17 protein-coding genes and 1 tRNA gene are annotated in these 24700 nt (G+C 45.0%); 4 read left to right on the top strand and 14 right to left on the bottom strand.

What is annotated here, in order from left to right:
- Positions 1-177 precede the first annotated feature (177 nt).
- A complete protein-coding gene (locus A8O23_RS10135; protein WP_066620525.1) occupies positions 178-3114 on the top strand; it encodes an FAD-binding and (Fe-S)-binding domain-containing protein in 2937 nt (978 codons plus the stop codon).
- 819 nt (positions 3115-3933) lie between these two features.
- On the opposite strand, the gene A8O23_RS10130 is transcribed toward A8O23_RS10135, so the two are convergent.
- Together A8O23_RS10130 and A8O23_RS10125 are read right to left on the bottom strand one after the other, a co-directional pair.
- Positions 3934-4737: a polysaccharide deacetylase family protein gene (locus A8O23_RS10130; protein WP_066620518.1), complete on the bottom strand. Its 804-nt coding sequence runs from the start codon at positions 4735-4737 to the stop codon at positions 3934-3936.
- Positions 4738-5001: 264 nt separating this feature from the next.
- Positions 5002-5628 (bottom strand): trimeric intracellular cation channel family protein, encoded by a 627-nt coding sequence (locus A8O23_RS10125; RefSeq protein ID WP_066620515.1) that lies wholly within the window; start codon positions 5626-5628, stop codon positions 5002-5004.
- 187 nt (positions 5629-5815) lie between these two features.
- Between A8O23_RS10125 and A8O23_RS10120 the strand changes: the two genes are divergently transcribed.
- Complete coding sequence (locus A8O23_RS10120) at positions 5816-9226, top strand: methylmalonyl-CoA mutase family protein (protein WP_066620512.1); 3411 nt, start codon at positions 5816-5818, stop codon at positions 9224-9226.
- A 184-nt stretch (positions 9227-9410) separates the two neighbouring features.
- Here A8O23_RS10120 and A8O23_RS10115 read toward each other — a convergent pair whose 3' ends face one another.
- Positions 9411-9599 carry a histone H1 gene (locus A8O23_RS10115; protein ID WP_066620510.1) on the bottom strand — a complete coding sequence of 63 codons (189 nt, stop codon included), beginning with the start codon at positions 9597-9599 and terminating at the stop codon, positions 9411-9413.
- Between the two features lie 111 nt (positions 9600-9710).
- The gene (locus A8O23_RS10110; protein WP_066620508.1) at positions 9711-10949 is read right to left on the bottom strand and encodes an aminotransferase class I/II-fold pyridoxal phosphate-dependent enzyme; all 1239 of its coding nucleotides are present in this window, start codon (positions 10947-10949) and stop codon (positions 9711-9713) included.
- A gap of 209 nt (positions 10950-11158) precedes the next feature.
- On the opposite strand from A8O23_RS10110, the gene accC reads away from it, so the two are divergent.
- Entirely contained in the window at positions 11159-12664 is a 1506-nt protein-coding gene (accC, locus tag A8O23_RS10105) for an acetyl-CoA carboxylase biotin carboxylase subunit (protein ID WP_066620506.1), read from the top strand.
- Between the two features lie 185 nt (positions 12665-12849).
- Here the strand turns inward: accC and bshB1 are convergent, their stop codons facing one another.
- The 8 genes from bshB1 to A8O23_RS10065 all read right to left on the bottom strand — a co-directional run bounded on the left by bshB1 (position 12850) and on the right by A8O23_RS10065 (position 21596).
- Entirely contained in the window at positions 12850-13578 is a 729-nt protein-coding gene (gene bshB1 / locus A8O23_RS10100) for a bacillithiol biosynthesis deacetylase BshB1 (protein WP_066621324.1), read from the bottom strand.
- Positions 13579-13591: 13 nt separating this feature from the next.
- Positions 13592-14542 carry a peptidoglycan DD-metalloendopeptidase family protein gene (locus A8O23_RS10095; RefSeq protein ID WP_239693379.1) on the bottom strand — a complete coding sequence of 317 codons (951 nt, stop codon included), beginning with the start codon at positions 14540-14542 and terminating at the stop codon, positions 13592-13594.
- Positions 14543-14746: 204 nt separating this feature from the next.
- A complete protein-coding gene (gene trxB, locus A8O23_RS10090) occupies positions 14747-15691 on the bottom strand; it encodes a thioredoxin-disulfide reductase (protein ID WP_066620496.1) in 945 nt (314 codons plus the stop codon).
- Between the two features lie 263 nt (positions 15692-15954).
- A complete protein-coding gene (locus A8O23_RS10085) occupies positions 15955-16818 on the bottom strand; it encodes a sigma-70 family RNA polymerase sigma factor (RefSeq protein WP_066620493.1) in 864 nt (287 codons plus the stop codon).
- Between the two features lie 204 nt (positions 16819-17022).
- Positions 17023-19170 carry a polyribonucleotide nucleotidyltransferase gene (gene pnp / locus A8O23_RS10080; protein WP_066620491.1) on the bottom strand — a complete coding sequence of 716 codons (2148 nt, stop codon included), beginning with the start codon at positions 19168-19170 and terminating at the stop codon, positions 17023-17025.
- A 140-nt stretch (positions 19171-19310) separates the two neighbouring features.
- Entirely contained in the window at positions 19311-19586 is a 276-nt protein-coding gene (gene rpsO, locus A8O23_RS10075) for a 30S ribosomal protein S15 (protein ID WP_066620489.1), read from the bottom strand.
- 108 nt (positions 19587-19694) lie between these two features.
- A complete protein-coding gene (locus A8O23_RS10070; protein ID WP_066620488.1) occupies positions 19695-21104 on the bottom strand; it encodes an LptF/LptG family permease in 1410 nt (469 codons plus the stop codon).
- Between the two features lie 96 nt (positions 21105-21200).
- Positions 21201-21596: an START-like domain-containing protein gene (locus tag A8O23_RS10065; RefSeq protein ID WP_066620487.1), complete on the bottom strand. Its 396-nt coding sequence runs from the start codon at positions 21594-21596 to the stop codon at positions 21201-21203.
- Positions 21597-21731: 135 nt separating this feature from the next.
- Between A8O23_RS10065 and A8O23_RS10060 the strand changes: the two genes are divergently transcribed.
- Positions 21732-21805: transfer RNA gene (locus tag A8O23_RS10060), tRNA-Met, on the top strand.
- Positions 21806-21922: 117 nt separating this feature from the next.
- Here A8O23_RS10060 and A8O23_RS10055 read toward each other — a convergent pair.
- On the bottom strand, positions 21923-22438 hold the full coding sequence (locus A8O23_RS10055; RefSeq protein ID WP_066620485.1) for a GreA/GreB family elongation factor: 516 nt from the start codon (positions 22436-22438) through the stop codon (positions 21923-21925).
- A 357-nt stretch (positions 22439-22795) separates the two neighbouring features.
- Positions 22796-24472 carry a S8 family peptidase gene (locus A8O23_RS10050; protein ID WP_066620482.1) on the bottom strand — a complete coding sequence of 559 codons (1677 nt, stop codon included), beginning with the start codon at positions 24470-24472 and terminating at the stop codon, positions 22796-22798.
- Between the last annotated feature and the right edge of the window lie 228 nt (positions 24473-24700).

Raw genomic sequence — 24700 nt, 5'->3', positions numbered from 1 at the left:
CTTTCGGGTTGAGGAGAAGATGAAGTTGTTTTACTTCTGTTTTAGAGCAGTTTTAGGTAAAACAGGCTCAAAACAGAAAGACTCTCTATATGTCTCCCTTCTCCCCTTTTTCTTTTCATTTAAACCTGGTTCCCTTTTTCTGGTGATTTACCGCTAAAGCCGCTCCAGACAACATACATGAACACACAAAAGCTTCAGGCGCTTGCCAATCAACTAGAAGGAGAATTCTTTTTTGACAGCACCATGCGTACGCTTTACGCCACCGATGCCTCCGCCTATCGCGAGGTTCCCCTGGCAGTAGCCTTTCCGGCGTCGGTGCAAGACATTAAAACCCTTATCAGCTTTGCCCGCAAAGAAGGAACCTCCATCATTCCGCGTACCGCTGGCACCTCATTGGCTGGTCAGGTGGTGGGCAATGGCATTGTGGTTGATGTTTCGCGCGCATTTACTAAAATATTGGAGGTAAACGCCGAAGAAGGCTGGGTGCGGGTACAGCCGGGAGTAATCAGAGATGAGCTGAACATGTTCCTGAAGCCCTACGGCCTTTATTTCGGACCAGAAACCTCTACTGCCAACCGCGCCATGATTGGCGGCATGGTAGGTAATAACTCCTGTGGTTCAAACTCCATTATTTACGGTAGCGCTCGCGAGCACTTACTGTCTGTAAAAGCAATACTGAGCGACGGTTCCGAAGCTGAGTTTGGAGCTCTGACCTTAGACGAATTTGAAGCCAAAACACGAGGCGAAGGCACCTCTGGCCCACTGGAGACGCGTCTTTACCAAGGCATCAAGTCTATGCTAAGCCATGTTCCGTCACAGGAGAACATAAGGGCTCATTTCCCTAAACCCAGCATTGAACGCCGTAACACTGGCTATGCCATTGATCTGTTACTGGAAACCGAGCCTTTTACTTCTGGCAAAGAACCTTTCAATTTCTGCAAACTCATTGCGGGCTCAGAAGGCACTTTGGCCTTCTTGACCGAAATAAAGCTGCACGTAAACCCATTGCCTCCCAAAGAGGCGGCGCTGGTTTGTATTCACTGCCACACCATTGACGAGTCACTTCGAGCTAATTTGGTTGCCCTAAAACACAAGCCAACGGCGAGTGAACTCATGGACCACTACATTTTGGAGTGTACCAAAACCAACATTGAACAAAGCCAGAACAGGTTCTTTGTGAAAGGAGACCCTGGAGCCATTTTGGTAGTGGAATTGGCCAGCGACAGCCCTAAAGAAATTGAACAGCGTGCGCACGCTTTGATTCAAGATTTAGAGGCGGCTGGTTTGGGGTATCACTACCCGGTGGTGTATGGCCCAGACATCAAAAAGGTATGGAATCTGCGCAAAGCAGGTTTAGGATTGCTGTCTAACATACCCGGCGACGCTAAGCCTGTAGCAGTAATTGAAGATACTGCCGTAGCCGTAGAAGACCTGCCAGATTTTATTGCGGAATTCAATGAGACCCTGAAAACGCATGACCTTTATTGCGTGCATTACGCCCATGCCGGCTCTGGTGAACTTCACCTCCGCCCCATTATAAACTTAAAAACCGCTGAAGGAAATCAACTCTTCCGTACCATAGCCACTGAGATTGCGCACCTGGTGAAAAAGTACCGCGGCTCTTTGAGCGGTGAGCATGGTGATGGCCGCTTGCGCGGTGAATTCATTCCATTCATGATTGGGGAAGAAAACTACCGGCTGGTGGAAGAAGTGAAACGGGTATGGGACCCGGAGAACATCTTCAATCCTGGAAAGATTGTGAATACTCCCAGCATGAACACCTACCTGCGCTATGAGCCAGGCCAGGAAACTCCGGAGTTTGACACCGTCTTCAAATTCAGTCAGGCAGGTGGTGTATTAAGGGCAGCAGAATTGTGCAACGGTTCCGGCGACTGCCGTAAAACACATTTAACTGGCGGCACCATGTGCCCTAGCTATATGGTAACCCGTAATGAGCGCGACACCACGCGTGGACGTGCGAACGTGATGCGTGAGTTTTTAACCCGCTCCCCCAAAGCCAACCGGTTTGATCATCATGAAATAAAGGAAGCCATGGACTTGTGTATCTCCTGCAAAGGCTGCAAGTCTGAGTGCCCCTCTAACGTGGACGTAGCTAAACTGAAGGCCGAGTTTCTGCAGCATTATTATGATGCCAACGGTATTCCTTTCAGAACTCGGTTGATCGGTAATTTCAACAATGCCAACAAACTGGCGTCTCTACTTCCGGGGGCTTATAACCTACTGTTCAAGAATAATTTTACCGCTAATCTCTTCAAAAAATCTATAGGTTTTGCCACCAAACGTTCTTTACCGCTCCTGCACAACACCACGCTCAAAAGCTGGTTTAAAAAGCATCAGAAAGAAAGAGGAGACAAAACTTTTAAAAAGAAGGTATATCTGTTCTGTGATGAATTCACGAATTACAACGATACACCAATCGGCCAGAAGGCGGTGCTGTTACTGGAGAAGTTAGGCTATGAAGTAATCATACCAGAACATGAGGAAAGTGGCCGCACCTATCTCTCAAAAGGTTTGGTGCGTGACGCCAAAAAACTGGCCCAGCGTAACGTGGCGCTTTTGCATGAACTGATTACCGCTGAAACGCCCCTCATTGGAATAGAACCGTCTTGTATCCTCACCTTCCGTGATGAATATTTAGATCTGGTGAATGATGATCAGGTAGAAGCTGCCCAAGCACTTTCCATCCATTGTTTACAATTTGACGAATTCATTGCCCGTGAAATCCTGAACAAGAACATAGATACCAATCTGTTCAAGGAGGAAGAGCGGCTGATCAAATTGCACGGACATTGCCACCAGAAGGCGTTGAGCAGTGTGCTCTACACACAACAAATGCTCACGCTGCCAAAAAACTATAAGGTAGAGGTGATTCCTTCTGGCTGCTGCGGCATGGCTGGTTCCTTTGGTTATGAAGCCGAGCATTTTGATGTGTCCATGGCTATAGGGGAATTAGTGCTTTTCCCAACGGTACGCCAGCAACCTGAAGAAGTCATTATTGCCGCCCCTGGAACAAGTTGCCGCCACCAGATTCACGACGGTACCGGCAGAACCGCTCAACACCCGATAGAGGTATTGTATGAAGCGTTAAAATAGTAGTGCTAAATGTAGCAGCAGAGGAATTATTGTAGCTTCTGTATTTGGTAAAGACGACCCTTAAATTCTATCACTAAACAGTTTTATAAATAACTTTTATTTAATATTCTATTAAAAATAACTACATGAAAATAAGCTTAATATTCACTATTCTTTGTTTTGTAATTAGTCTTTCTTATAGCGTAGGCCAGACATCAAATGATCTTAGGCTAAAGAAAGGAATTTTTAGAAACTTTGAAGAATTCAAGAATAATAGTCCTACTGTTGAATTTGATTATAGTATAGTCCCATTTACCATTTAATAAAGGAACTGGCTTTTTAAATGCATCTGGCAGTGTTAGTTTATACAACATTAACATTGATAAAAAAACAGGACGTTCCATAGGCTATATCTTTGGGTTTAGTGACGGAATAAACTTTTATATTAAAACCTCTGATTCAGCACTTGGTCCGAAAACAGAATTTTCCAAAACTGAGAAAATTGGAAACTACCTCTATTTTACCGACTATGGAATACGAGGATCGGGAGGATATGGTAATAATACTTTTCAATTAGTTGAAAAGGTTCTTGATGTAAATACTGGAAAAACTATTCTTCTGGACAAAAAGTCATTAAGAAAAATAATAGCAACTGAAACTGAATTGCTTTTGGAGTTTGAAAAAGAAGAAAAGAAAAATAAAAAGTTGAAGTCATATTTAAAGAAGTACGTTGAGTTAACTACTAATTATTAATCTTCTATCAAAAAAAAGTATATATAGTTTTTAAAAGCAGAAAGGGCAGAATTTATATTCTGCCCTTTCTGCTTTTGATTTGTTCAACTATTCAGACTTCAAATATTTAGCAGCTTCAATAAAAGTGGGGTTCCAAATTTCCTTTTCATGTTTCTTCAAGAAACCTAATAACTCAGCGTGTGCCTTTCTTGATACATTTAGACTGTGCTCTCCCCCAACTCCATGAAAAAGGAAAACGATCATGCGTCTGTTTTGTATAGCCTCTTTTACCAGCGCAATCAGTTCCTCCCCGTTTTGTCCGTTACCGCTGTGGCATCCAATCATATAAACATCCGTAGCTTGTCTAGGCAACATTTCTTTCTGCACCCCTCTGGCAGCCACAAAATTCTCTTTGACCATGGGAACAAAAGACTCACCCCCTGCTTTCGTGTCTCCACAGGGGTAGGCAAAGGTGCGCTCTGTTTTGCCATCCAATGCCTGCAGCACGGTATTAGTCATCTTTATTTCATCTGATAACCTCCGTATAGAATATTTGGCCAAGTCATACTCTGAAACAAACGATCTTCCGGGAAGGCTGCCATCGCAAGGGTGGAAAAGGGTGTGGTTAGCCAATTCATGTTTATTATTGGCAACTTTTTCCCACTCGGGCAGGCGCTGCCTAAAAGCTTGGGCACCGGCAGTCAAGTAGAAGGTGCCTTTCAATCCTAAGGAATCTAGAGCCGGTAGAACATGGTCAAGGTGCACGTTTAACGCATCATCATAGGTAAGCACCACAGCGGCTTTTTTCTTGTTCCAATCTTGTGCTATACCTGGTGAGGCAATAAAACAAAAGATTAAAATAACCAATGCTCGCAGCAGATGGGGTTTTACAAACGTGGGGTTAATTTTCATAGAAGTAAATATACCGAAAGTGCTTCTCAAAAAATACTTATTCAACCATTCTGTCTTGCATCAAATTATACTTTCAGTTTGAATTAAACATATGTAGATATTTTAGAGCCCACAGAAGGTTCTTCTACAGATAAAACTCTGTTTTGGAGCTGTATTTGAAAAATCAGCCCCAAAACGATTCTAGTTTAGAAGGGATTAAAAAAGCTATAAGTAATCATTAGATGGTGAATACTTAAGCTATTTAAGGTCTTCTATTATTTTGAATTACTCTTCAGACCTCAGATTTGGGAATGCCCAATGCAGCCGTACAGCCAATATGCGTATCAAAATAATGATGCCAATTGCAACCGCTACCGGTACGCCTTCAGGCAATGGAGCCAAGCGCATCAGCAGATAAGCTCCTCCCCCCGTCAAGCACGCAGTTGCATAGACTTCCCGCCGGAAAATCAGCGGAATCTCGTTGCAGAGAATGTCTCTTACTACTCCCCCGAATACTGCTGACACAACCCCCATCACCAAGGCAATGATGGGTGGCACTCCAATCCTTAAGGCTTTCTCCATGCCTAGTATGGTAAAAAGAGCAATTCCTGCGGTGTCAAATAAGAAGAGGGTGCGCCTCAGCCTATTTATCTGCTTCCGGAACAACACTGCCACCACCACTGAGATAAACACCGTCAGCAAGTATCTCTCTTCCTGAATCCAAACGGGTCGTAAGTTTAGGAGTAAGTCTCTAACGGTTCCTCCGCCAAGAGCGGTTACAAAAGCTATGACAGAAGCGCCAAACGGATCTAATTTCTTTTCTGCCGCGGTAAGAGTTCCGCTAATAGCAAAAACAAAAGTACCTATGATTTCCAGAACAGGGATAAAGGGGAGCACGTGGAGTTGATCCATGGTATTTGGTTATTTATCCTGAAACTACGCAAATACAGTTTGCAGAAGCAACTTAAACTGAACATTTCCTGTTTTTAGCCCGTTTTCAGAAAACACACCTGAAACGCAAGAGCGCCTGCCTACACTGGTTATCTGCGTTCACTGGAAATTTCGTACTTTCGCATACCAATCACTAGCAACCTAACAAATGTCAGTTACTACTGTACAACCATACAAACCTGTCAATCATATCCGCATTGTAACGGCTGCCTCTTTATTTGATGGCCACGATGCTTCTATCAATATCATGCGCCGCATTATTCAGGCATCGGGTGCTGAGGTCATTCACCTTGGCCACAACCGCTCGGTGCAGGAAATTGTGGATTGCGCCATTCAAGAAGATGCTCAGGCTATTGCCCTCACCTCCTACCAAGGTGGTCACCTGGAGTATTTCAAATACATGTACGACCTCCTGAAGGAGCGTGGCAGCAGCCACATTCGCATTTTTGGCGGTGGTGGCGGTGTTATTCTGCCTTCTGAAATTGAGGAGTTGCACGGCTACGGCATTGCCCGCATCTACTCCCCTGACGACGGACGCGCTATGGGTCTTCAAGGCATGATCAATGACATGCTGGAGAAATGCGACTTCCCAACAGGTCAAAACCTAAACGGCGAGGTGAAGCACCTACAGCAAAAAGACGCCAAATCCATTGCTCGTCTTATTTCTGCCGCTGAAAACTTTCCTGAGGAATATGCCAAGGTGAAGAAGCAGCTGTTCTCTTGTATTGAACAACAATCAACAAATAAGAATCAGCAATTAGCAACACCTGTCTTGGGTATTACCGGAACCGGTGGTGCAGGTAAGTCCTCACTGGTAGATGAGTTGGTGCGCCGCTTCCTGATGGATTTTCAGGACAAAACTATTGCCATTATCTCTGTTGACCCCTCTAAACGCAAAACTGGTGGTGCCCTTTTAGGCGATAGAATTCGCATGAACGCCATCAGTAACAGCCGTGTGTACATGCGTTCATTGGCTACCCGACAGAGCAATTTAGCCTTGAGCCGCTACGTGCAAGACGCGGTAGACATTGTGAAGGCGGCCAACTTTGATCTGATCATTTTAGAAACCTCTGGTATTGGTCAGTCAGACACGGAGATCATAGAGCACTCAGATGCCAGCCTGTACGTAATGACGCCTGAATACGGCGCAGCAACCCAGCTGGAGAAAATTGACATGCTCGATTTTGCTGATATCATTGCGCTGAACAAGTTTGATAAACGCGGTGCACTAGACGCATTGCGCGATGTCAAAAAACAGTACAAGCGCAATCATCAGTTATGGGATGTGAGCGATGAGGAAATTCCGGTGTTCGGCACCATAGCCTCTCAGTTCAATGACCCCGGCATGAACCGCCTGTACAAAGCCGTGATAGCTAAAATCTCTGAGAAGACAGGTGTAAACTTTGATTCTAAGATGCAAGCCACCGGTGAGATGTCAGAGAAAGTGTACATCATTCCGCCTAGCCGCACCCGTTACCTTTCTGAAATTGCCGAGAACAACCGCAACTATGACAAATGGGTCGTAGAACAGGCTGGAGTGGCGCAGAAACTTTATGGCTTACGTCAGTCTATCGAAGCCATTCAGACCATTGAGGTAGAAGACAAAGACCGCCTGATAAAACAGTTGGAGTATGCTTATGAAGAAACGGCTCTAAAACTGGATGGGCAGAATAAAAAGTTGCTGGAGCAATGGCCAGAGAAGCGCCAAAGCTACAAAAATGAGTTCTATGAATTCAAGGTGCGAGACAAGGTTCTAAAAGTGAAAACCCACACCAACAGCCTTTCGCAACTGGAAATTCCTAAAGTGGCTACGCCAAGGTATGAAGCCTGGGGCGATTTACTTAAATGGAACCTGCAGGAGAATGTGCCGGGCGAATTCCCGTACACAGCGGGCGTTTTCCCGTTCAAGCGCGAAGGCGAAGACCCGACCCGTATGTTCGCCGGTGAAGGCGGACCTGAGCGTACCAACCGTCGTTTTCATTACGTGAGCAAAGGACTGCCGGCTAAGCGCCTGTCTACGGCCTTCGACTCGGTAACGCTTTACGGTGAAGACCCAGATCTACGCCCTGACATTTACGGTAAAATTGGCAATTCCGGGGTGAGCATTGCCTGTCTGGATGATGCCAAGAAGCTGTACTCCGGCTTTAACCTGGCGCATCCAATGACTTCTGTGTCTATGACCATCAATGGACCAGCTGCTATTTTGACCGGTTTCTTTATGAACGCAGCCATTGACCAACAGTGCGAGCTGTACATCAAAGAAAATGGTCTGGAGGAAGAGGTTGAAGCGCGAATCAAGGCTATTTTCGAAAAATCAGGCCAAAAACGCCCGCGCTACCAAGGCGAATTGCCAGAAGGGAATGACGGTTTAGGCCTGATGCTCTTGGGCGTAACCGGAGATCAGGTCTTACCAGCCGATGTCTATGCTCAGATTAAAGAGAAAACCTTGGCCTCTGTTCGTGGAACCGTTCAGGCTGACATTCTGAAAGAAGATCAGGCGCAGAACACCTGTATCTTCAGCACAGAGTTTGCCCTACGGTTAATGGGTGACGTGCAGCAGTACTTCATTGACCACAACGTCCGTAACTTTTACTCTGTTTCCATCTCGGGCTACCACATAGCAGAGGCGGGCGCTAACCCTATCACTCAGTTAGCATTTACGTTAGCCAATGGCTTTACTTTTGTAGAATACTACGTGAGCCGTGGCATGGACATCAACGCGTTTGCTCCTAACCTAAGCTTCTTCTTCTCTAATGGTATAGATCCTGAGTACGCTGTCATTGGCCGTGTAGCTCGTAGAATTTGGGCGAAGGCTATGAAATTGAAGTATGGCGCCAATGCTCGATCCCAGATGTTGAAGTACCACATCCAAACCTCAGGGCGTTCACTACACGCACAGGAGATAGACTTCAACGATATTAGAACTACTCTGCAGGCTCTGTATGCCATTTACGATAACTGTAATTCACTACATACGAATGCTTATGATGAGGCTATTACCACGCCTACAGAGGCCTCTGTGCGCCGCGCCATGGCCATTCAGTTGATCATCAACCGAGAGTTAGGCTTGGCTAAGAATGAGAACCCACTGCAAGGCTCCTTCATCATAGAAGAACTAACTGATTTGGTAGAGGAAGCGGTGTTGCTGGAGTTTGACAGAATTACTGAACGTGGTGGCGTGTTAGGTGCTATGGAAACCATGTACCAGCGCGGCAAGATTCAGGAGGAAAGCTTGTACTACGAAACCCTTAAGCATACCGGAGAATACCCGATCATAGGTGTGAATACCTTCCTGAGCAGCCAAGGCTCACCTACTGTTATTCCTTCAGAAGTAATCAGAGCCACAGAAGAAGAAAAGCAGTACCAGATCTCTATGCTGAAAGATCTGCACGCCCGTTTCTCAGAGACGGCTCCTGCCCAATTAAAGCACCTGCAGGAAGTGGCCATACAGAACGGCAACATCTTTGAGGCCATCATGGAAGCATCTAAGTTCTGTTCTCTTGGTCAAATTACCAATGCACTGTTTGCCGTAGGCGGGCAATACCGGAGAAACATGTAATTAAAAAGAGTCCAGTGTCTGGGTCTTGAATTCAGAACTTGACTTGTTTTTGACCTGTTTTTATAAAAGGAGCCGATAAACGTCGGCTCCTTTTATTATACAACTTGAATTAGAATCAAACTAGCGCATAAAAAAAGGAAGACTTGTAGGCCTTCCTTTTTTTATGATATTTACAAGCAACTTATTATTTGGCAGCGGCTTCGCTGTTTTTCATGTCCTGAACTTCCTTACGGATGTCCTGAGCCATGTTTTTAAGATCTTGCATGCCTTTTCTCACGCGAGTACCAGCAGCAGAGTTCTTCTTGTCATAGAATTTTTCGAAGTCACTCTCAAGTGAAAGAACCAGATCCTTCAGTTTGGAAAAATTGTTCATTAGAGCTTGTTTTAAAGGTTTAACAATTCGTTTAATGGCTCTAATATAGGAATTATAAAATAAGGTGCAAAAAAATATCTGATTGCATTATTTTATTACCGAAGGCCTTTTCTAGACTGCTACTGGTGTTTTAGTATAAAGTCCTTTATCTAGCTTGCTTGACACCGCCTCAAAGGCGGCAATGGTCTCAGCCACATCGTCTAGGGTATGTACCGCGGTAGGAATCAGGCGAAGCATGATAACATCCTTAGGCACAACAGGATACACTACAATTGAGCAGAAAATGCTGTAATTTTCGCGTAAATCAAGGGTAAGAGAAGTAGCGTCAGAGATCTGTCCGTTCAGCAACACAGGCGTTACCGGCGACTCAGTGGTGCCAATGTTAAAGCCCTTCTCGCGTAACCCAGACTGTAAGGCATTTACTACTTTCCAGAGATTGGCTTTCAGCTCTGGCTGCGTACGAAGCAGTTCTAAACGCTTCAGGGCACCAATCACCAATGGCATAGGCAGTGACTTAGCAAAGATCTGTGAACGCATGTTGTAACGCAGATATTCTACCACCTGTGCTTCCGCGGCTACGAACGCTCCAATGCTGGCCATTGACTTAGCAAAGGTAGAGAAGTACACATCAATGCCGTTTTGAATTTCTAAATGCTCACCAGTACCGGCACCGGTAGTTCCCATGGTTCCGAAGCCGTGAGCATCATCTACCATCAGTCTAAATTCATATTTTTCTTTCAGGGCCACTACTTCGCGCAGCTTGCCCAGATTGCCACTCATACCAAACACACCTTCGGTTATTACCAAAATAGCACCTCCAGTTTCGCCTACTAAGCGGGTAGCTCGCTGCAATTGTTTGTCAAGGCTTTCTATGTCGTTGTGCTGGTACACAAAACGCTTGCCCTGGTGCAGGCGTACCCCATCAATGATACAGGCATGCGACTCGGCATCATAAACAATCACGTCACGGCGGTCTACTAAGGTGTCAATGATAGAAACCACTCCTTGGTAACCGAAGTTTAAAAGCAGAGAGGCAGGCTTCTGTACAAAGTCAGCTAACTCTTTCTCCAGTTTCTCATGGTAGGTAGTATTACCAGACATAATACGGGCTCCCATTGGCGTAGCCATACCCCAATCAGCGGCGGCATCGGCATCGGCTTTTCTTACTTCCGGGTGATTAGCCAAACCAAGGTAGTTGTTCAAACTCCAGGTGAGCACTTCTTTGCCTCTAAACACCATACGCGGTGAAATTTCCCCCTCCAATTTAGGGAAAGCAAAATATCCGTCTGCATAGTGAGAATGGCTGCCAAGCGGTCCGCGGTTGGCTAATAACTTTTCAAATAAATCCACTTTAGATAAGATTAAGGCGGTTGATGATAGTCCGACCTTTAAAAGTCAGCATTATTTATCAAATAATGAACTAGAAAGGCCTGCAAATTTACATTGAATGCTAACAAATACAAAGCCAAAAGCGTGATAGAATGAATTATAGGCTTCCATTTTTATGTTTGGGCCGAATGTTCGTTCTTTGATAGATAAACAATGCTTACTCTGTTTTGATGAAAAAAATTGAGAAGATACTAGTAGCAAACCGCGGCGAAATTGCATTGCGTGTCATGCGCTCTGCCCGTGAAATGGGAATAAAAACCGTTGCCATTTATTCTGAGGCCGACCGTCAGGCCCTGCACGTGCGCTATGCCGACGAAGCCGTTTGCGTTGGCCCCCCCGCCTCCAGCGCGTCTTACCTTAGAGGCGATGTTATTTTGGAGGTTTGTAAAAACTTAGGCGTTGATGCCATACACCCTGGCTATGGCTTTTTATCTGAGAATGCACAATTCGCCAAGCAGGTAGAAGAAGCAGGAATCACTTTTATTGGTCCTTCGCCAGAGGCAATAGAGTTAATGGGAAGTAAATTGGCCGCCAAAGCAGCTGTAGCCACTTACAATATTCCCATGGTGCCTGGCACAGAAGGTGCTATCACTGATGTAGAAGAAGCCAAGACCATTGCCACACAAATAGGTTTCCCTATTCTGATCAAAGCCAGCGCAGGCGGAGGCGGAAAAGGAATGCGGGTGGTGGAGCGTGTAGAAGATTTTGAGGAACAGATGAAGCTGGCCGTAAGTGAGGCGACATCCGCCTTTGGTGATGGTTCTGTTTTTATTGAGAAATACATAGGCTCCCCGCGCCACATTGAGATTCAAGTATTAGGTGATACCCACGGCAATATTGTGCATTTGTTTGAGCGGGAATGCTCCATCCAACGCCGTCACCAGAAAGTAGTGGAAGAAGCACCTTCAGCAGTGTTAACTCCCGAGCTACGGGATGAGATGGGCCGCTGCGCCGTAAACGTAGCCAAGGCCTGTGATTACGTAGGGGCTGGCACCGTTGAATTTCTTTTAGACGAGAACAAGAACTTCTATTTTCTGGAGATGAACACCCGTCTGCAGGTAGAGCATCCGGTCACAGAACAAATTACTGGGCTTGACCTGGTGAAAGAGCAGATAAAGGTAGCACAGGGAGAGCCTCTCTCCTTCCGCCAAGAAGACCTGAAAATACAAGGACACGCGCTGGAACTGCGGGTATACGCCGAAGACCCAACGAATAACTTTTTACCAGACATAGGAAAATTGGTTACCTATAAGCTGCCTCAGGGCTTAGGAGTGCGTGTAGACGATGGTTTTGAAGAAGGAATGGAAATTCCCATCTACTATGACCCTATGATTGCCAAGCTTGTCACCTTCGGCAAAAACCGTGAAGAAGCTATTGAGAAGATGATCAGAGCCATTGACGAATACCATATCACTGGTATAGAGACTACTCTTTCCTTCGGAAGGTTTGTGATGCAACATGAGGCTTTCCGCTCCGGTAACTTTGACACCAAGTTTATTGAGCGCTACTTCAAAGATCCGTCGGTGCTGAAATCATCTCCAGCCCCAGAGGAAGAAGAATTGGCCGCTGTTTTAGCCGCCCTTTTTGCCGGCCAAGCGAAAAAGTCAGCTCCTCAAGAAGCGGTTGCCCAAACCACTCCTTCAGGTTCAGGTTGGAGAAAGAATAGATTAAAATAGGCTACAACATTTCTATAGATATTGACTTATAGTCTCTACCATGGCGCAAGTGTCCGCTTGCGCCATTTAAATGATCCGATACACTCAAAATGATCAGTAGCAGGAAAGAAAGCGAAAGCCGTTTTTAGTCTATTTTCATGAAAACAAATCAAAAACGGCTTCTGTGTAAATCAACATTATACCTGCTACAGTAAATCGAAAAGATTCCGCACCCCTAAATTCCGCTCTTTGGTAAATCCTTCGCCATAGGTTACTCCTATAGAGTGTCCCATTTCAAGAGCGCGTGCCTCAATAAAACGAATGAAATCTGGGGAAGATATATACGTGGCAGGTTCATTGGTATTCTTTGTACCTGGAGTGTGAAACTGGCTACTAAAAGCGTAAATAGCTTCTTTCTTTTTTTCCCAATAAGGCGTGATGTCAACTACCAAATCCGGAGTAATCAACCGGTCTTGGATGTAATGGTAAACGGCTTTCGGTCGCCAAGCCTCCTGCTCCTGCCCATTTTCATCTTGTGTTTTCACCATTCTTAGCCCTGACAAGAAGCAGGACTCTGATACAAGCTGGCTGCCACGCCCGTGATCTGGATGGCGGTCATGAATGGCATTCATAAGTATAATCTCAGGACGGTATTTCCGGATAGCGGCCACTACTTTCAATTGGTGTTCCCGGTCATTTTGGAAAAAGCCATCGGCCATACCTAAATTCTCACGGGCATCCAATCCTAAAATTCTGGTGGCTTCTTCAGATTCTTGTGCTCTGGTTTCCGGTGTGCCTCGGGTACCAAGCTCGCCGCGGGTTAAGTCAACAATACCTACTTTTTTGCCTTGCGCCTGGTGGGCAAGTATAGTACCCACACACCCAAGCTCCGCATCATCTGGATGGGAGGCAAAAGCAAGTAAATCTAGTTTTATAGACATTGAATTTTTATCTGATACGAAGCCTGCGGCCTATGGCAAGTGTTGTTCTGGTAGAAATTCGGTTCAGGCGGGTAATCTGCGAGACCGACACTCCATACTTACGGGCTATAGTTCCTAATACATCTCCCCTTCTAACAGTATGGTACACCGTTCTGCGCGCTGCTTTGGCCCGTGATGACGTTTTTTTGGCTCTATTATAGTAGTTGAACAGTGCAGAAGTTATTTGGAAGTTTTCTCCTTTTAAAAGGTATTCAGGAAAATCATACAATTCTTCCGGATCTATGGGATTTCCTTGGTAACGTACTTCATAATGCAGGTGTGGCCCGGAGCTACGTCCGGTACTGCCGCCCCAGCCAATCAACTCTCCGGCTTTCACATACTGCCCCACTTTGGCGACTGGCTTGCTCATGTGACCATACAGGGTTTCCAGACCGTTCACATGGCGTACTACAATGTAGTTGCCGTAACCGCCACCGTCCCACTTTGAGATACGCACAACGCCGTCAAAGGCGGTTTTCACTGAATCGCCGGTGTCCAGATCCAAATCAGTGCCATAATGCCAGCGGTACCCTCTAAAGCCAAAATCAGAGGTAACAGGTGTTTTTACCAAAGGCATTTTATAAGGGTGTTTCTCATCAAAGAGCTTGATGTCTATGGTGTCTTCAATTTGGCGACCGTCCTTACGGTAAGGATTGATGTTATGGGTATCCCAAATGGCGTAATAGCCGGCAATTTTCACCCATACACTGTCATCTACCTGAATCTCTTCAGATATCTCAACAATGCTCTGCTCCCCCAGATCCAGGGTACTTGTGTCTTCGGCTACAATAGACAACTTTTTGATGGGGCTAAAGATGCCACGGGTGCTCTTTTCGCCGTCCTGAAATACCTCGTGTTTAATCAAAACCGAAGTATCTGGCTTCACATACTTTATTTTAGGAGCCTTAATCTTGAACAAGTCTTTTTTCGCCCCCTTCTGTGCCTGAGCGTCTTGTAAAAGCCCAAAAAGGGAGCTAAAACAAAGCAGAAGAAAGAAAGGTATTTTTCTTATTAGCATTTACTCAAATTATTCACCGAAGCCGGTGTCAGTTGGATTCGGTTTTAAAACTGAATACCTGCCATTTTATTGCCTTATGGGTAAAATGGCAGGTACTTTCACTTTTTAGTGTGCCTCTAGTGAAGCCAGGTAGCGCTCTGCATCCAGAGCGGCCATACAGCCCGTTCCGGCAGCGGTCACAGCCTGTCGGTATACATTGTCCTGCACATCTCCGCAGGCAAACACCCCGTCCACGTTTGTTTTAGAGGTGCCCGGAATGGTCTTCAGATATCCATTGGCATCATGCTCCAGGTAAGGCTGAAATATTTTTGAATTTGGTTCATGGCCAATAGCCACAAAGAAACCCTTTACGGCAATCTCTCTTGTTTCACCGGTGCGGGTATCTTTCAAACGAACTCCTTCTACACCAAACTCACCTAAAATCTCCTCAGTAATACTGTTCCAGAGTATTTCAATATTTGGCGTATTCTTCACTCTGTTTTGCATGATGGTAGAGGCACGCATTTCATCGCGTCTAATGATCATGTACACTTTAGAGCAAAGGTTAGACAGGTAGTGTGCTTCTTCACAGGCGGTATCTCCAGCCCCTACAATAGCTACTTCCTGGCCACGGTAAAAGAAGCCGTCGCACACGGCGCAGGCCGAAACCCCACTTCCGTTTAAACGCATCTCCGACTCAAGACCAAGCCATTTTGCTGAGGCTCCGGTGGCAATGATTACCGTTTGTGCTTCTATTTCTTTTTGCTCATCTATGACCACCTTATGTGGCTTTCCGGAGAAATCAACGGAAGTGGCAATACCGTAGCGAATATCGGCCCCAAAACGCTCAGCCTGCATACGGAAATCTTCCATCATCTGAGGTCCGTTCACTCCATTGGGGTAACCTGGGTAATTTTCTACATCATTAGTAATGGTCAATTGACCACCGGGTTGCAAGCCTTGATACATTACCGGTTTCAAACCTGCCCGGGCGGCATAGATAGCAGCCGTATAGCCAGCAGGTCCAGAACCTATGATCAAGCACTTCACACTCTCCTTTTGGGTATCCATAGCGGGTATTGATTTTGGAGTGCAATATTACGAATTATTTCACAGACCCTTGGCAGATACCCAAGGGCAATGGCAACAGCACATTTAAACAAACTTTCCTTAGGGAAACTTTAACCTGTCGGGCTTTGAAACAATTCTTCAGAAAAAATAATTCTGCGAATAGAGTACTCTTCTGTTTTTGGCCTATTTTAGGAAAAAGAGGTTAAAAATAGAAAGCCCTGGCTTGTTAGGCCAAGGCTTTAGTATAGGCAATATAATATTGATTAACCTAAGTAAGGCTTCAATGCTTTGCTGCGGGAAGTATGACGTAAACGACGGATTGCTTTCTCTTTGATCTGGCGAACACGCTCACGGGTAAGGTTAAACTTCTCCCCGATTTCCTCCAAAGTTAAAGAATGCTCGCCGTTCAAACCAAAGTAAAGAGTGATCACATCTGCTTCACGCTTGGTTAAGGTAGAAAGGGCACGTTGTACTTCTTTGCGAAGTGAGTCGTTCATCAGACCAGAATCCGGAGTCTCTTCGTCATCATTTTCCAACACGTCTAACAGACGGTTTTCCTCGCCTTGTACGAAAGGTGCATCTACTGATACGTGACGGCCCGATATCTTCAAGGTATCCACCACCTCAGCAGTAGTAAGTTCCAGAACCTCAGCAATTTCTTCAGGAGAAGGCTCACGTTCAAACTTCTGCTCTAGCTCGGAGAAAGACTTAGATATTTTGTTTAAAGAACCTACCCGGTTCAATGGCAAACGAACAATTCTAGACTGCTCGGCCAAAGCCTGCAGAATAGACTGACGGATCCACCAAACGGCATAGGATATAAATTTAAAACCACGGGTTTCGTCAAAACGCTTAGCAGCTTTGATAAGGCCAAGGTTTCCTTCATTGATCAAGTCACCAAGGGAAAGACCTTGGTTCTGGTATTGCTTTGCCACCGACACCACGAAGCGAAGGTTGGCTTTGGTTAATTTTTCGAGGGCGAACTGGTCGCCTTCTCTGATGCGCTGGGCAAGCGTTACCTCCTCGTCCGGGGTGAGCAAGTCCACCTTACCTATCTCCTGTAAATACTTATCAAGGGATTGGCTTTCGCGGTTGGTAATCTGCTTGCTTATTTTCAGCTGTCTCATTGGAGTGTATGTCTATCTGTGTAATTCTGTGTATGTAGGACTGGTGAGGTAACACCTTCCATGGCTCCAAAAGTTCTCTTTCAGTTGAAACAAGTTCAAACTGCTTCTGTTTTAGGCTTGTAATTTAAAAAACAGGCCAAAAACCCAACCACTTCCGTTTCATTGGTAAGAACGGAAATGGTTGGGCTATGGGTATAAAAAACGTTAGTCTTTTTTAGGTGCGTCCTGGCGCTCAGGCCTTGGCAACAAAGCTTTGCGCGAAAGCTTGAATTTGCCAGTTTTAGGGTCTACATCCACCAGTTTTACCTGGATTTCTTCGCCTAATTCCAGTACACCTTCCATGCTTTCTAAACGCTCCCACTTCACTTCAGAAATGTGCAGAAGACCATCTTTACCTGGCATAAACTCCACAAACGCTCCGTACGGCTGAATTGATTTCACCTTACCGGTATACGTCTCTCCTACCTCAGGCACAGCTACAATGGCCTTGATTTTAGAAACAGCCATTTGCATGGCTTCTTGGTTTGTTGCGAACACGTTCACGTAACCTTTGTCGTTCTTCTCCTCAATCTGGATCACCGCACCTGAATCACGCTGGATCTGCTGAATCACTTTACCACCTGGTCCAATGATAGCGCCAATAAATTCTTTGTCGATGATGATGTTTTGAGAACGAGGGGTATGAGGCTTGAAGTCTGCGTTTGGCTGCGCAATAGTTTTGTTCATCTCACCTAAGATGTGCAGACGACCGTTTTTTGCCTGTGCCAATGCCTGGCCTAAAATTTCAAAAGAAAGGCCTTTTACTTTGATGTCCATTTGGCAAGCGGTGATGCCTTTGGCAGTACCGGTTACTTTAAAGTCCATGTCACCCAAGTGATCTTCGTCTCCTAGGATATCAGAAAGAACGGCAAAATTGCCTGTCTCCTCATCCATGATCAGACCCATGGCAATACCTGACACAGGAGCTTTAATCTGGATACCGGCATCCATTAACGCCAGCGTACCAGCACAAACAGTTGCCATTGAAGAAGAACCGTTTGATTCCAGAATGTCAGAAACAATACGGATGGTGTAAGGGTTTTCATCTTCTGGCGGCAATACCTTCTTCAACGAACGCATAGCCAGGTTTCCGTGCCCTACTTCCCTACGGCCTGTACCACGCATAGGCTTGGCCTCACCGGTTGAGAATGGAGGGAAGTTGTAGTGCAGCATGAATTTGTTGAAGCCAGAGAACATAGCTCCGTCAATCATCTGCTCATCTAATTTAGTACCCAAGGTAACAGTGGTCAAAGACTGTGTCTCACCGCGGGTAAATACGGCTGAACCGTGTGCAGAAGGAAGATAGTTCACCTCAGACCAAATAGGACGAATTTCATCTAAGGCACGTCCGTCTAAACGGCGGCGCTCTTTCAACACCACATCACGTACTGCTTCTTTTTCAGCATCATGGAAGTATTTTCCAATCAGCGTGCTGTCATAGGTATGGTCTTCTGGTAAAGAAGCTACAAACTCCTCTTTAATAGCTTTAAAGGCAGCTTTACGCTCAGCTTTTACATTGTTGCCTGAAGCAGCCACTTGATAGGCCTTATCATAAACGGCTTTGAAAATGCGCTCTTTCAGCTCTTCATCGTTTGTTTCATGGCTGTACTCGCGCTTTGTAGTGTTACCTACTTCCTGAGCTAACTCAACTTGCACTTGTACTTGCTCTTTGATCGCTTCATGGGCAACCCGGATAGCTTCCAACATGTCTTCTTCAGACACCTCGCTCATTTCACCTTCCACCATGGCTACGCTGTCAGCAGAACCACCAACCATCAGGTCAATGTCAGCACGGCTAAGCTCAGACAACAAAGGGTTGATCTGGAACTGACCATCAATGCGTGCTACACGAACTTCAGAGATTGGTCCGTTGAAAGGAATATCAGATACCGAAATAGCAGCAGAGGCGGCTAAAGCAGCCAAAGCATCCGGCAAAATCTCAGGGTCAGCAGAGATCAAGTTGATGATAACTTGCGTTTCAGCATGATAATCGTCTGGGAACATTGGCCGCAGTATACGGTCTACCAAACGGCTGATCAGAATTTCGTAGTCAGAAAGACGGGCTTCTCTTTTCAGGAAACCACCTGGAATCTTACCTGAAGAAGCAAATTTCTCTTGGTAATCTACTGAAAGCGGCAGAAAGTCTACCCCTTCACGAGCCTCTTTGTTAGAGACCACAGTCGCCAACAACATGGCGTTTCCGCACTTCACCACCACAGAACCATCGGCCTGTTTGGCCAACTTTCCGGTTTCTATGTTGATGTCACGGCCATTGGCCATGCGGATAGTTTTATTTATAGCGTTATATGACATCGTTCTTGATATAAGATCCAATCAATGTAAAAGGCACCCACAGACAAGAGCCCGGGGCGCTAACAGAAAGAGGGGAAATGTAAAGGCAATAAAAAAGATTAGGGAATCCCGTTTATGAATTCCCTAATCTTATGATGATGTTATTTACGAATGCCTAATTCAGCGATAATAGCACGGTAGCGGTTAATATCGGTCTTGGTCAGGTAGTTCAGCAATCTTCTTCTCTTACCAACCAATTTCAGAAGGCCTAAACGAGTAGAAAAATCTTTCTTGTTAGACTTCAGGTGATCAGTCAGGTGGTTGATACGAGCCGTGAACAGGGCGATTTGTGACTCAGCAGAACCAGTGTCAGTTGCTGATTTTGCAAAACCGCTGTTTTGGAAGATCTCTTTTTTTGCTTCAGTAGTTAATTTCATTGCGTGTAACTGTACTTGTCTTTTTTATCGCAGTTATTATAAGGCGCAAAGATAGAAATAAATACCTAATATTAAAAAATATAGCGCCAAATAAAAGAATGAAAAGGTTTACATGGCTTTGCCACGCCTGAACCTTGCGGTAATTTTTCGCCAAATATCCACCTCCAGAAGGCTAGAGTCGTTGCGAGCCTGTATCAAAAAGAAAATGCCAACCGGAAGTAAAATCATATTGGCCGCCCACATTCCTACTGGTACCGGTGCCACACCTTCACGACCCCATTTCTCACCTAAAATACTCAGCACGTAGTAAATAATAAAGAACGCGATGGAGATAATCACCGGCATGCCTAGTCCGCCTTTTCTTATGATGGCTCCTAACGGGGCACCAATCAAGAACATGACAAAGCAGGCAAACGCTTGGGTAAACTTTTTATAGATCTCTATTTCATAGTTGTTCCGCTCACGCTGTATGCTGGAAAGCCTGGAGGCATAAGAACTGGTATAACTCTTCACGTTACGGGCTGCCTCAGCGGCTATCTGCACATCTTGCAGGCTTGGCTTTGGCAAAGGCTTCGGTTCAAACTTCTTTTGTTTAAGGGAGTCTGGCAGCAAACTTGAGTTCTGGTAAGAATAATAAGACCTTAGGTTCGGCTCCAACATATTGGTCTCTGCCACCTTCTGCTTATCAAGCGAGTCAGTTACCTGTGTAAGCTGATTGATGTTTTTCATCATCTTGTTCTCCGAAAACCACTGCGAGTTGGTGCGGGTCATCTGGAACGATGAAAGGTTTACCACCATTTTATTCTTGGTAAAACCCTGCCGTGCATAGCCGCTGCTTTGCTGGTAGCTGCTTGGGTTGCCTTTGTCTTCTACAAACGTTTTACCGTTGAACATCTCCAACACCAGATACTGATCATTGTGCTGAGTGTACATTTTACCGGAATCGGCCAACATGACCACGGTGTTTCCTTGCCCGTTGCTGTGGTCATAGATCATGATGTCCTTCAGCGTTTGGCCGTCTTCAAACTTCTTACCTACCCTGATACTGCGGTTGGGCAAGCCATTGTAAAAGGCCCCTTCTTTTAAATCTAATGAAGGCTTTTTCTGCCGAATATCCCACATGAGGCTGTACGCCCTCAAGTTGGCCTTGGGAACGATGGTGTTATGAAAAAAGAAGGCGGCAATGGTGAGAAGTACTGCAAAAAAGAAAACTGGCCGCAGGGTACGCACCAAGGAAATGCCCGAAGTTTTAATGGCTGTCAACTCATGGTGCTCACCCAGGTTCCCGAAGGTCATGAGCGAAGAGAGCAGAATGGCCAGTGGAAATGCCATGGGTGCCAGGTTCAAACTAAAATAGAACAGCAGTTCACCAATAACAAGGGCGCCCAAGTCTTTCCCTACTAGGTCATCTAAATACTTCAGAATTACTTGCAGCAACAGAATGAACTCCACCACCGCAAACGTGAGCACAAAGGGTCCTATAAAGGACTTTAAAATAAGCTTATCTAATTTTTTCATGTAGAAAGACCGCGCCTTCCAGGAAGGGCTATACAGACATAACCCTTATAGACCGGAAAAAGTGGCTGAAATTACGAAAACAGTTGATAGGATTAGTTATCCGCCTATCAACTCTCGCAAATTCTGCACCAGGTTGTCCCAAAGCTCAGTCAGTTGTTCAACGTCCCCCACATCTGTATAGTCTACAATGCGTAAAAATTGTTCTTGGGTCAGTTCACTTGTTTCAATAGAGAAGTCAATATAGCTATAGTCACCGGGTACGCCTTTGTTTGTATTGAGAAAAGTGAAGCGGACAGACTTGTTCATGCGGTGGCTGGTCATGTCAGCTAAGTGATCCTGATTATCCCAGATAAGGTTGAAGCGGCGCTCCCCCACCTGGGCCACATCTTCGCAGAGCCATTGTGAAAGCCCTGAGGAAGTGCTCAGGTACGGATAAAGCATTTTTGCAGATGCATTGAGCGAGTACTCACGAATAAACTTTATTTTACTCATATTTTTGTTGAGCTAAAGTAAATGGAAAGGGTATAGTAATCAGGTCGGTAATAACTTTCTCAAATAAGGGAAAATATTTTACACAAAAAAGTTTGTGCAGTTATAAATCTTCTCCCTACATTTGCACCACAATTCGGCGGGGTAGCTCAGATGGTTAGAGCGCAGGATTCATAACCCTGAGGTCGGCAGTTCGATTCTGCTCCCCGCTACACAAAAAGCTCCGACACGTAAAGTGCCGGAGCTTTTTTTATGCTTTGATAAACGTTAGCCTAAGTATTTGTATGAATAGAGTTCTTGTTCTGGAACCTTAATATGCAGCCAGCTGATCAATAGCTAATTTTCACCACCTCTACCCTTTCCTCCTCCCTTCCTAATTTAAGAGTTACTGCTTGGCCTATTTTTGCTCCTATAACAGCCTTGGCAATGGGAGCTACAAAAGCTATTTTACCCTCATTGATAGAGGCTTCGTCTACCCCAACTATAGTGAATGTTCTTTTGGTGGCAGGTTTGCCACCGCTTAAGGTAACTAATGTAACGGTTGCGCCAAACCGTACTTCATCTGTAGGTTGTTGGGCAGGGTCAACCACTTTGGCCGTGGCTAGCCGTTCATTAAGGGCATTGATCTGTCCTTTTATTATGGTTAATTGGCGGGTACGGTTTGCCTCATCTTCCCTATTGGCTTCAGCACGCCCTCTCTGCGCTTCAAGTTCCTCTAGCTCATTCTTAAGAGAGGACAGCCCATAGGGAGTGACATAGTTCTGTACGCCAGGCGGAAGGGCAGCCCGAGGTGGAATAATGGGCGGTTCACCTGCATCGTCTTCTTTTACAAAAGCTCGGCTCATGCCGCTATAAACGTATTTTCTCTTTAAGGAGTTTTGTAGTAATTCTAAGATTGATTTAGCCCTTATTTGCTAAAAACAGAGCTAAAACAGCATTATTGAATCCATATTTTAATGGATCTTGAGGATGCTGTAGTTTGTGCGAAACAACTGATTACTAACACTAAACATAACTATGGCTTTAACCTTATTTCTAAAAATTAGCCTAAAAATATTGTCCAAAACGAATAAGAGCTTAGTAGCCCAAAATCTAGTAATTAAAAAAAAAAACGCTGAGCAGTGCTTTATAATATTAAGAAGACCTGCCCTCCAAAAAGGAAAGCAGGTCTACTGGTGCAAATATGATCTTATCGGTTATTCTTATCTAATGGCACTGGCAGATGGATCTTTTACTACTTTTTCTGCCAACTCAAGCGCCTGATAGGCATTCACTAAACCGCCAGTTGCAGAAAGCGAAGAAAATTTGGCCTTCTTCTTTTTGTCAGAGGTACGATTAGGCAGGTTCACCTTTAAGTTAGAATGAACTGTGGCCGATTTCAACAACACATCTTTCAATTGGGCAGCAGTCAATTCGGGATAATAGGACCACACCAAGGCGGCCACGCCAGATACAACTGGCCCAGAAAAGCTGGTGCCGTCAACTTTTACATATTGGTTCTCGGGGAACAAAGAAACCACATCAACGCCTGGCGCAAATATGTCTACAGTCTTTTGCCCGTAGTTGGAGAATTTACCGGCCAAGTTCTCGTCAAGCAGCATAGATGAGGCTCCTACCTCTATCCAATTGTTCACTTTCTCTCCTACCAATGTTGTTTTGGAAGGATAGTGCATTTCTTCGTCTATGTTGGTGGCATCATTACCGGCAGAGTGAACCATCAACACGTTATGCTCCTGGGCATATTTAATAGCCTCGTCTACCAACTGCTTCTGTGGCGAATAGGTTTTCCCAAAACTCATGTTAATGATATTGGCACCGTTGTCTACTGCGTATCTTATTGCCAAGGCAATGTCTTTATCGTACTCGTCGCCGCTGGGTACCGCACGTAAGGCCATTATCTCTACATTTTCGGCAATTCCGTCAATACCTATGTTGTTGTTCCGGATACCGGCAATTATTCCGGAGACTGGGGTGCCATGGTTTGGCCGTGGGCCTTTCACATTGCTATTGCCGTAGCCTCTGTCATTGATGTCTTCTACATTATCGGCTAAGGCCTTACGAGGTGTGAAATCAAGGTTCAGGTGATACTCCAGAAAGCGCTTGTAGTGCTCCTTCATTCCCTTTAGAGCCTCCTGTGATAGCCCAAGGTCATACTTCTCTAAAAGCCAAGCCTTCGCTCTCGTTACGTTTTCATCAGAAGAAGAAATTCCCGCCACATCTTCTTTTGTGAGGGCATGTTTCTCTTTCTTCAGATGCTGCGCCAACAGGGTCTCTACATAATTTAAAGATTTTTCGAAGGCAATGATGTTCTCCTGAGTTTTCACGTACTCGGCTAACTCTTTATCATATTTCTTCTTGACCTCCTGGTACAATTTATATTCGTTCATCTTTCCGGCAGGCACCTCGCTGTTTGATTTTATATTGGCATACTTAGGAGAAAGATCCCTTAGGATACGGACATACTCATAGGTTTCAAACTCAATATCTTCACCGGTAGCGGTGCCCAAAAAGCCCCAACCATGAACATCGTCTACATACCCGTTTTTATCATCATCTTGTCCGTTACCCGCAATTTCCTTTTTGTTCGTCCAGATTCGGCCTTTCAGATCTTCATGAAATATGTCTACCCCACTGTCAATCACCGCCACTACCACTTTCTTTTTAGGCTGTTTTCCTTTCAGTAGCTGCTGATAGGCCTGGTTCACACTTGCACCTTGTATTTGATCTAACTTGGCGTCTTGGTTATACCAGTTCAGATATTTTTTGTCAATTTTATCTAAAGGTACTCCTTCATCTTGTGCGCTGGCTGTAGTAACTACACCAATCATAAACAAGCAGGATATACCAAAAGGTATAAGGCAATTCTTCTTTGTCTTCATATAAGGATAGCTTTATTCTAAAATAATCAAGATTGACTTGTATAGGCTTTTATAACATATACCTTACCAATTTTCATAGAACTACTGAACAAGATACTATAATCTGCCTTTAGATTCATAACAAATTAAAAGATTACTCTTAACTGATCCTCTTTAAATTAAGCATTAGCAACTGCCGTTCTTCTATAAAGCTATGTCGCGTGGGTACTTCTGTAAATTATTAATAAC

Origin of the sequence: Rufibacter roseus (assembly GCF_001647285.1) — a bacterium.
Classification (GTDB): Bacteria; Bacteroidota; Bacteroidia; order Cytophagales; family Hymenobacteraceae; genus Nibribacter; species Nibribacter roseus.
The sequence above is the reverse complement of the archived record's forward strand: the minus strand, read 5'-3'. Positions and strand labels throughout refer to the sequence as shown.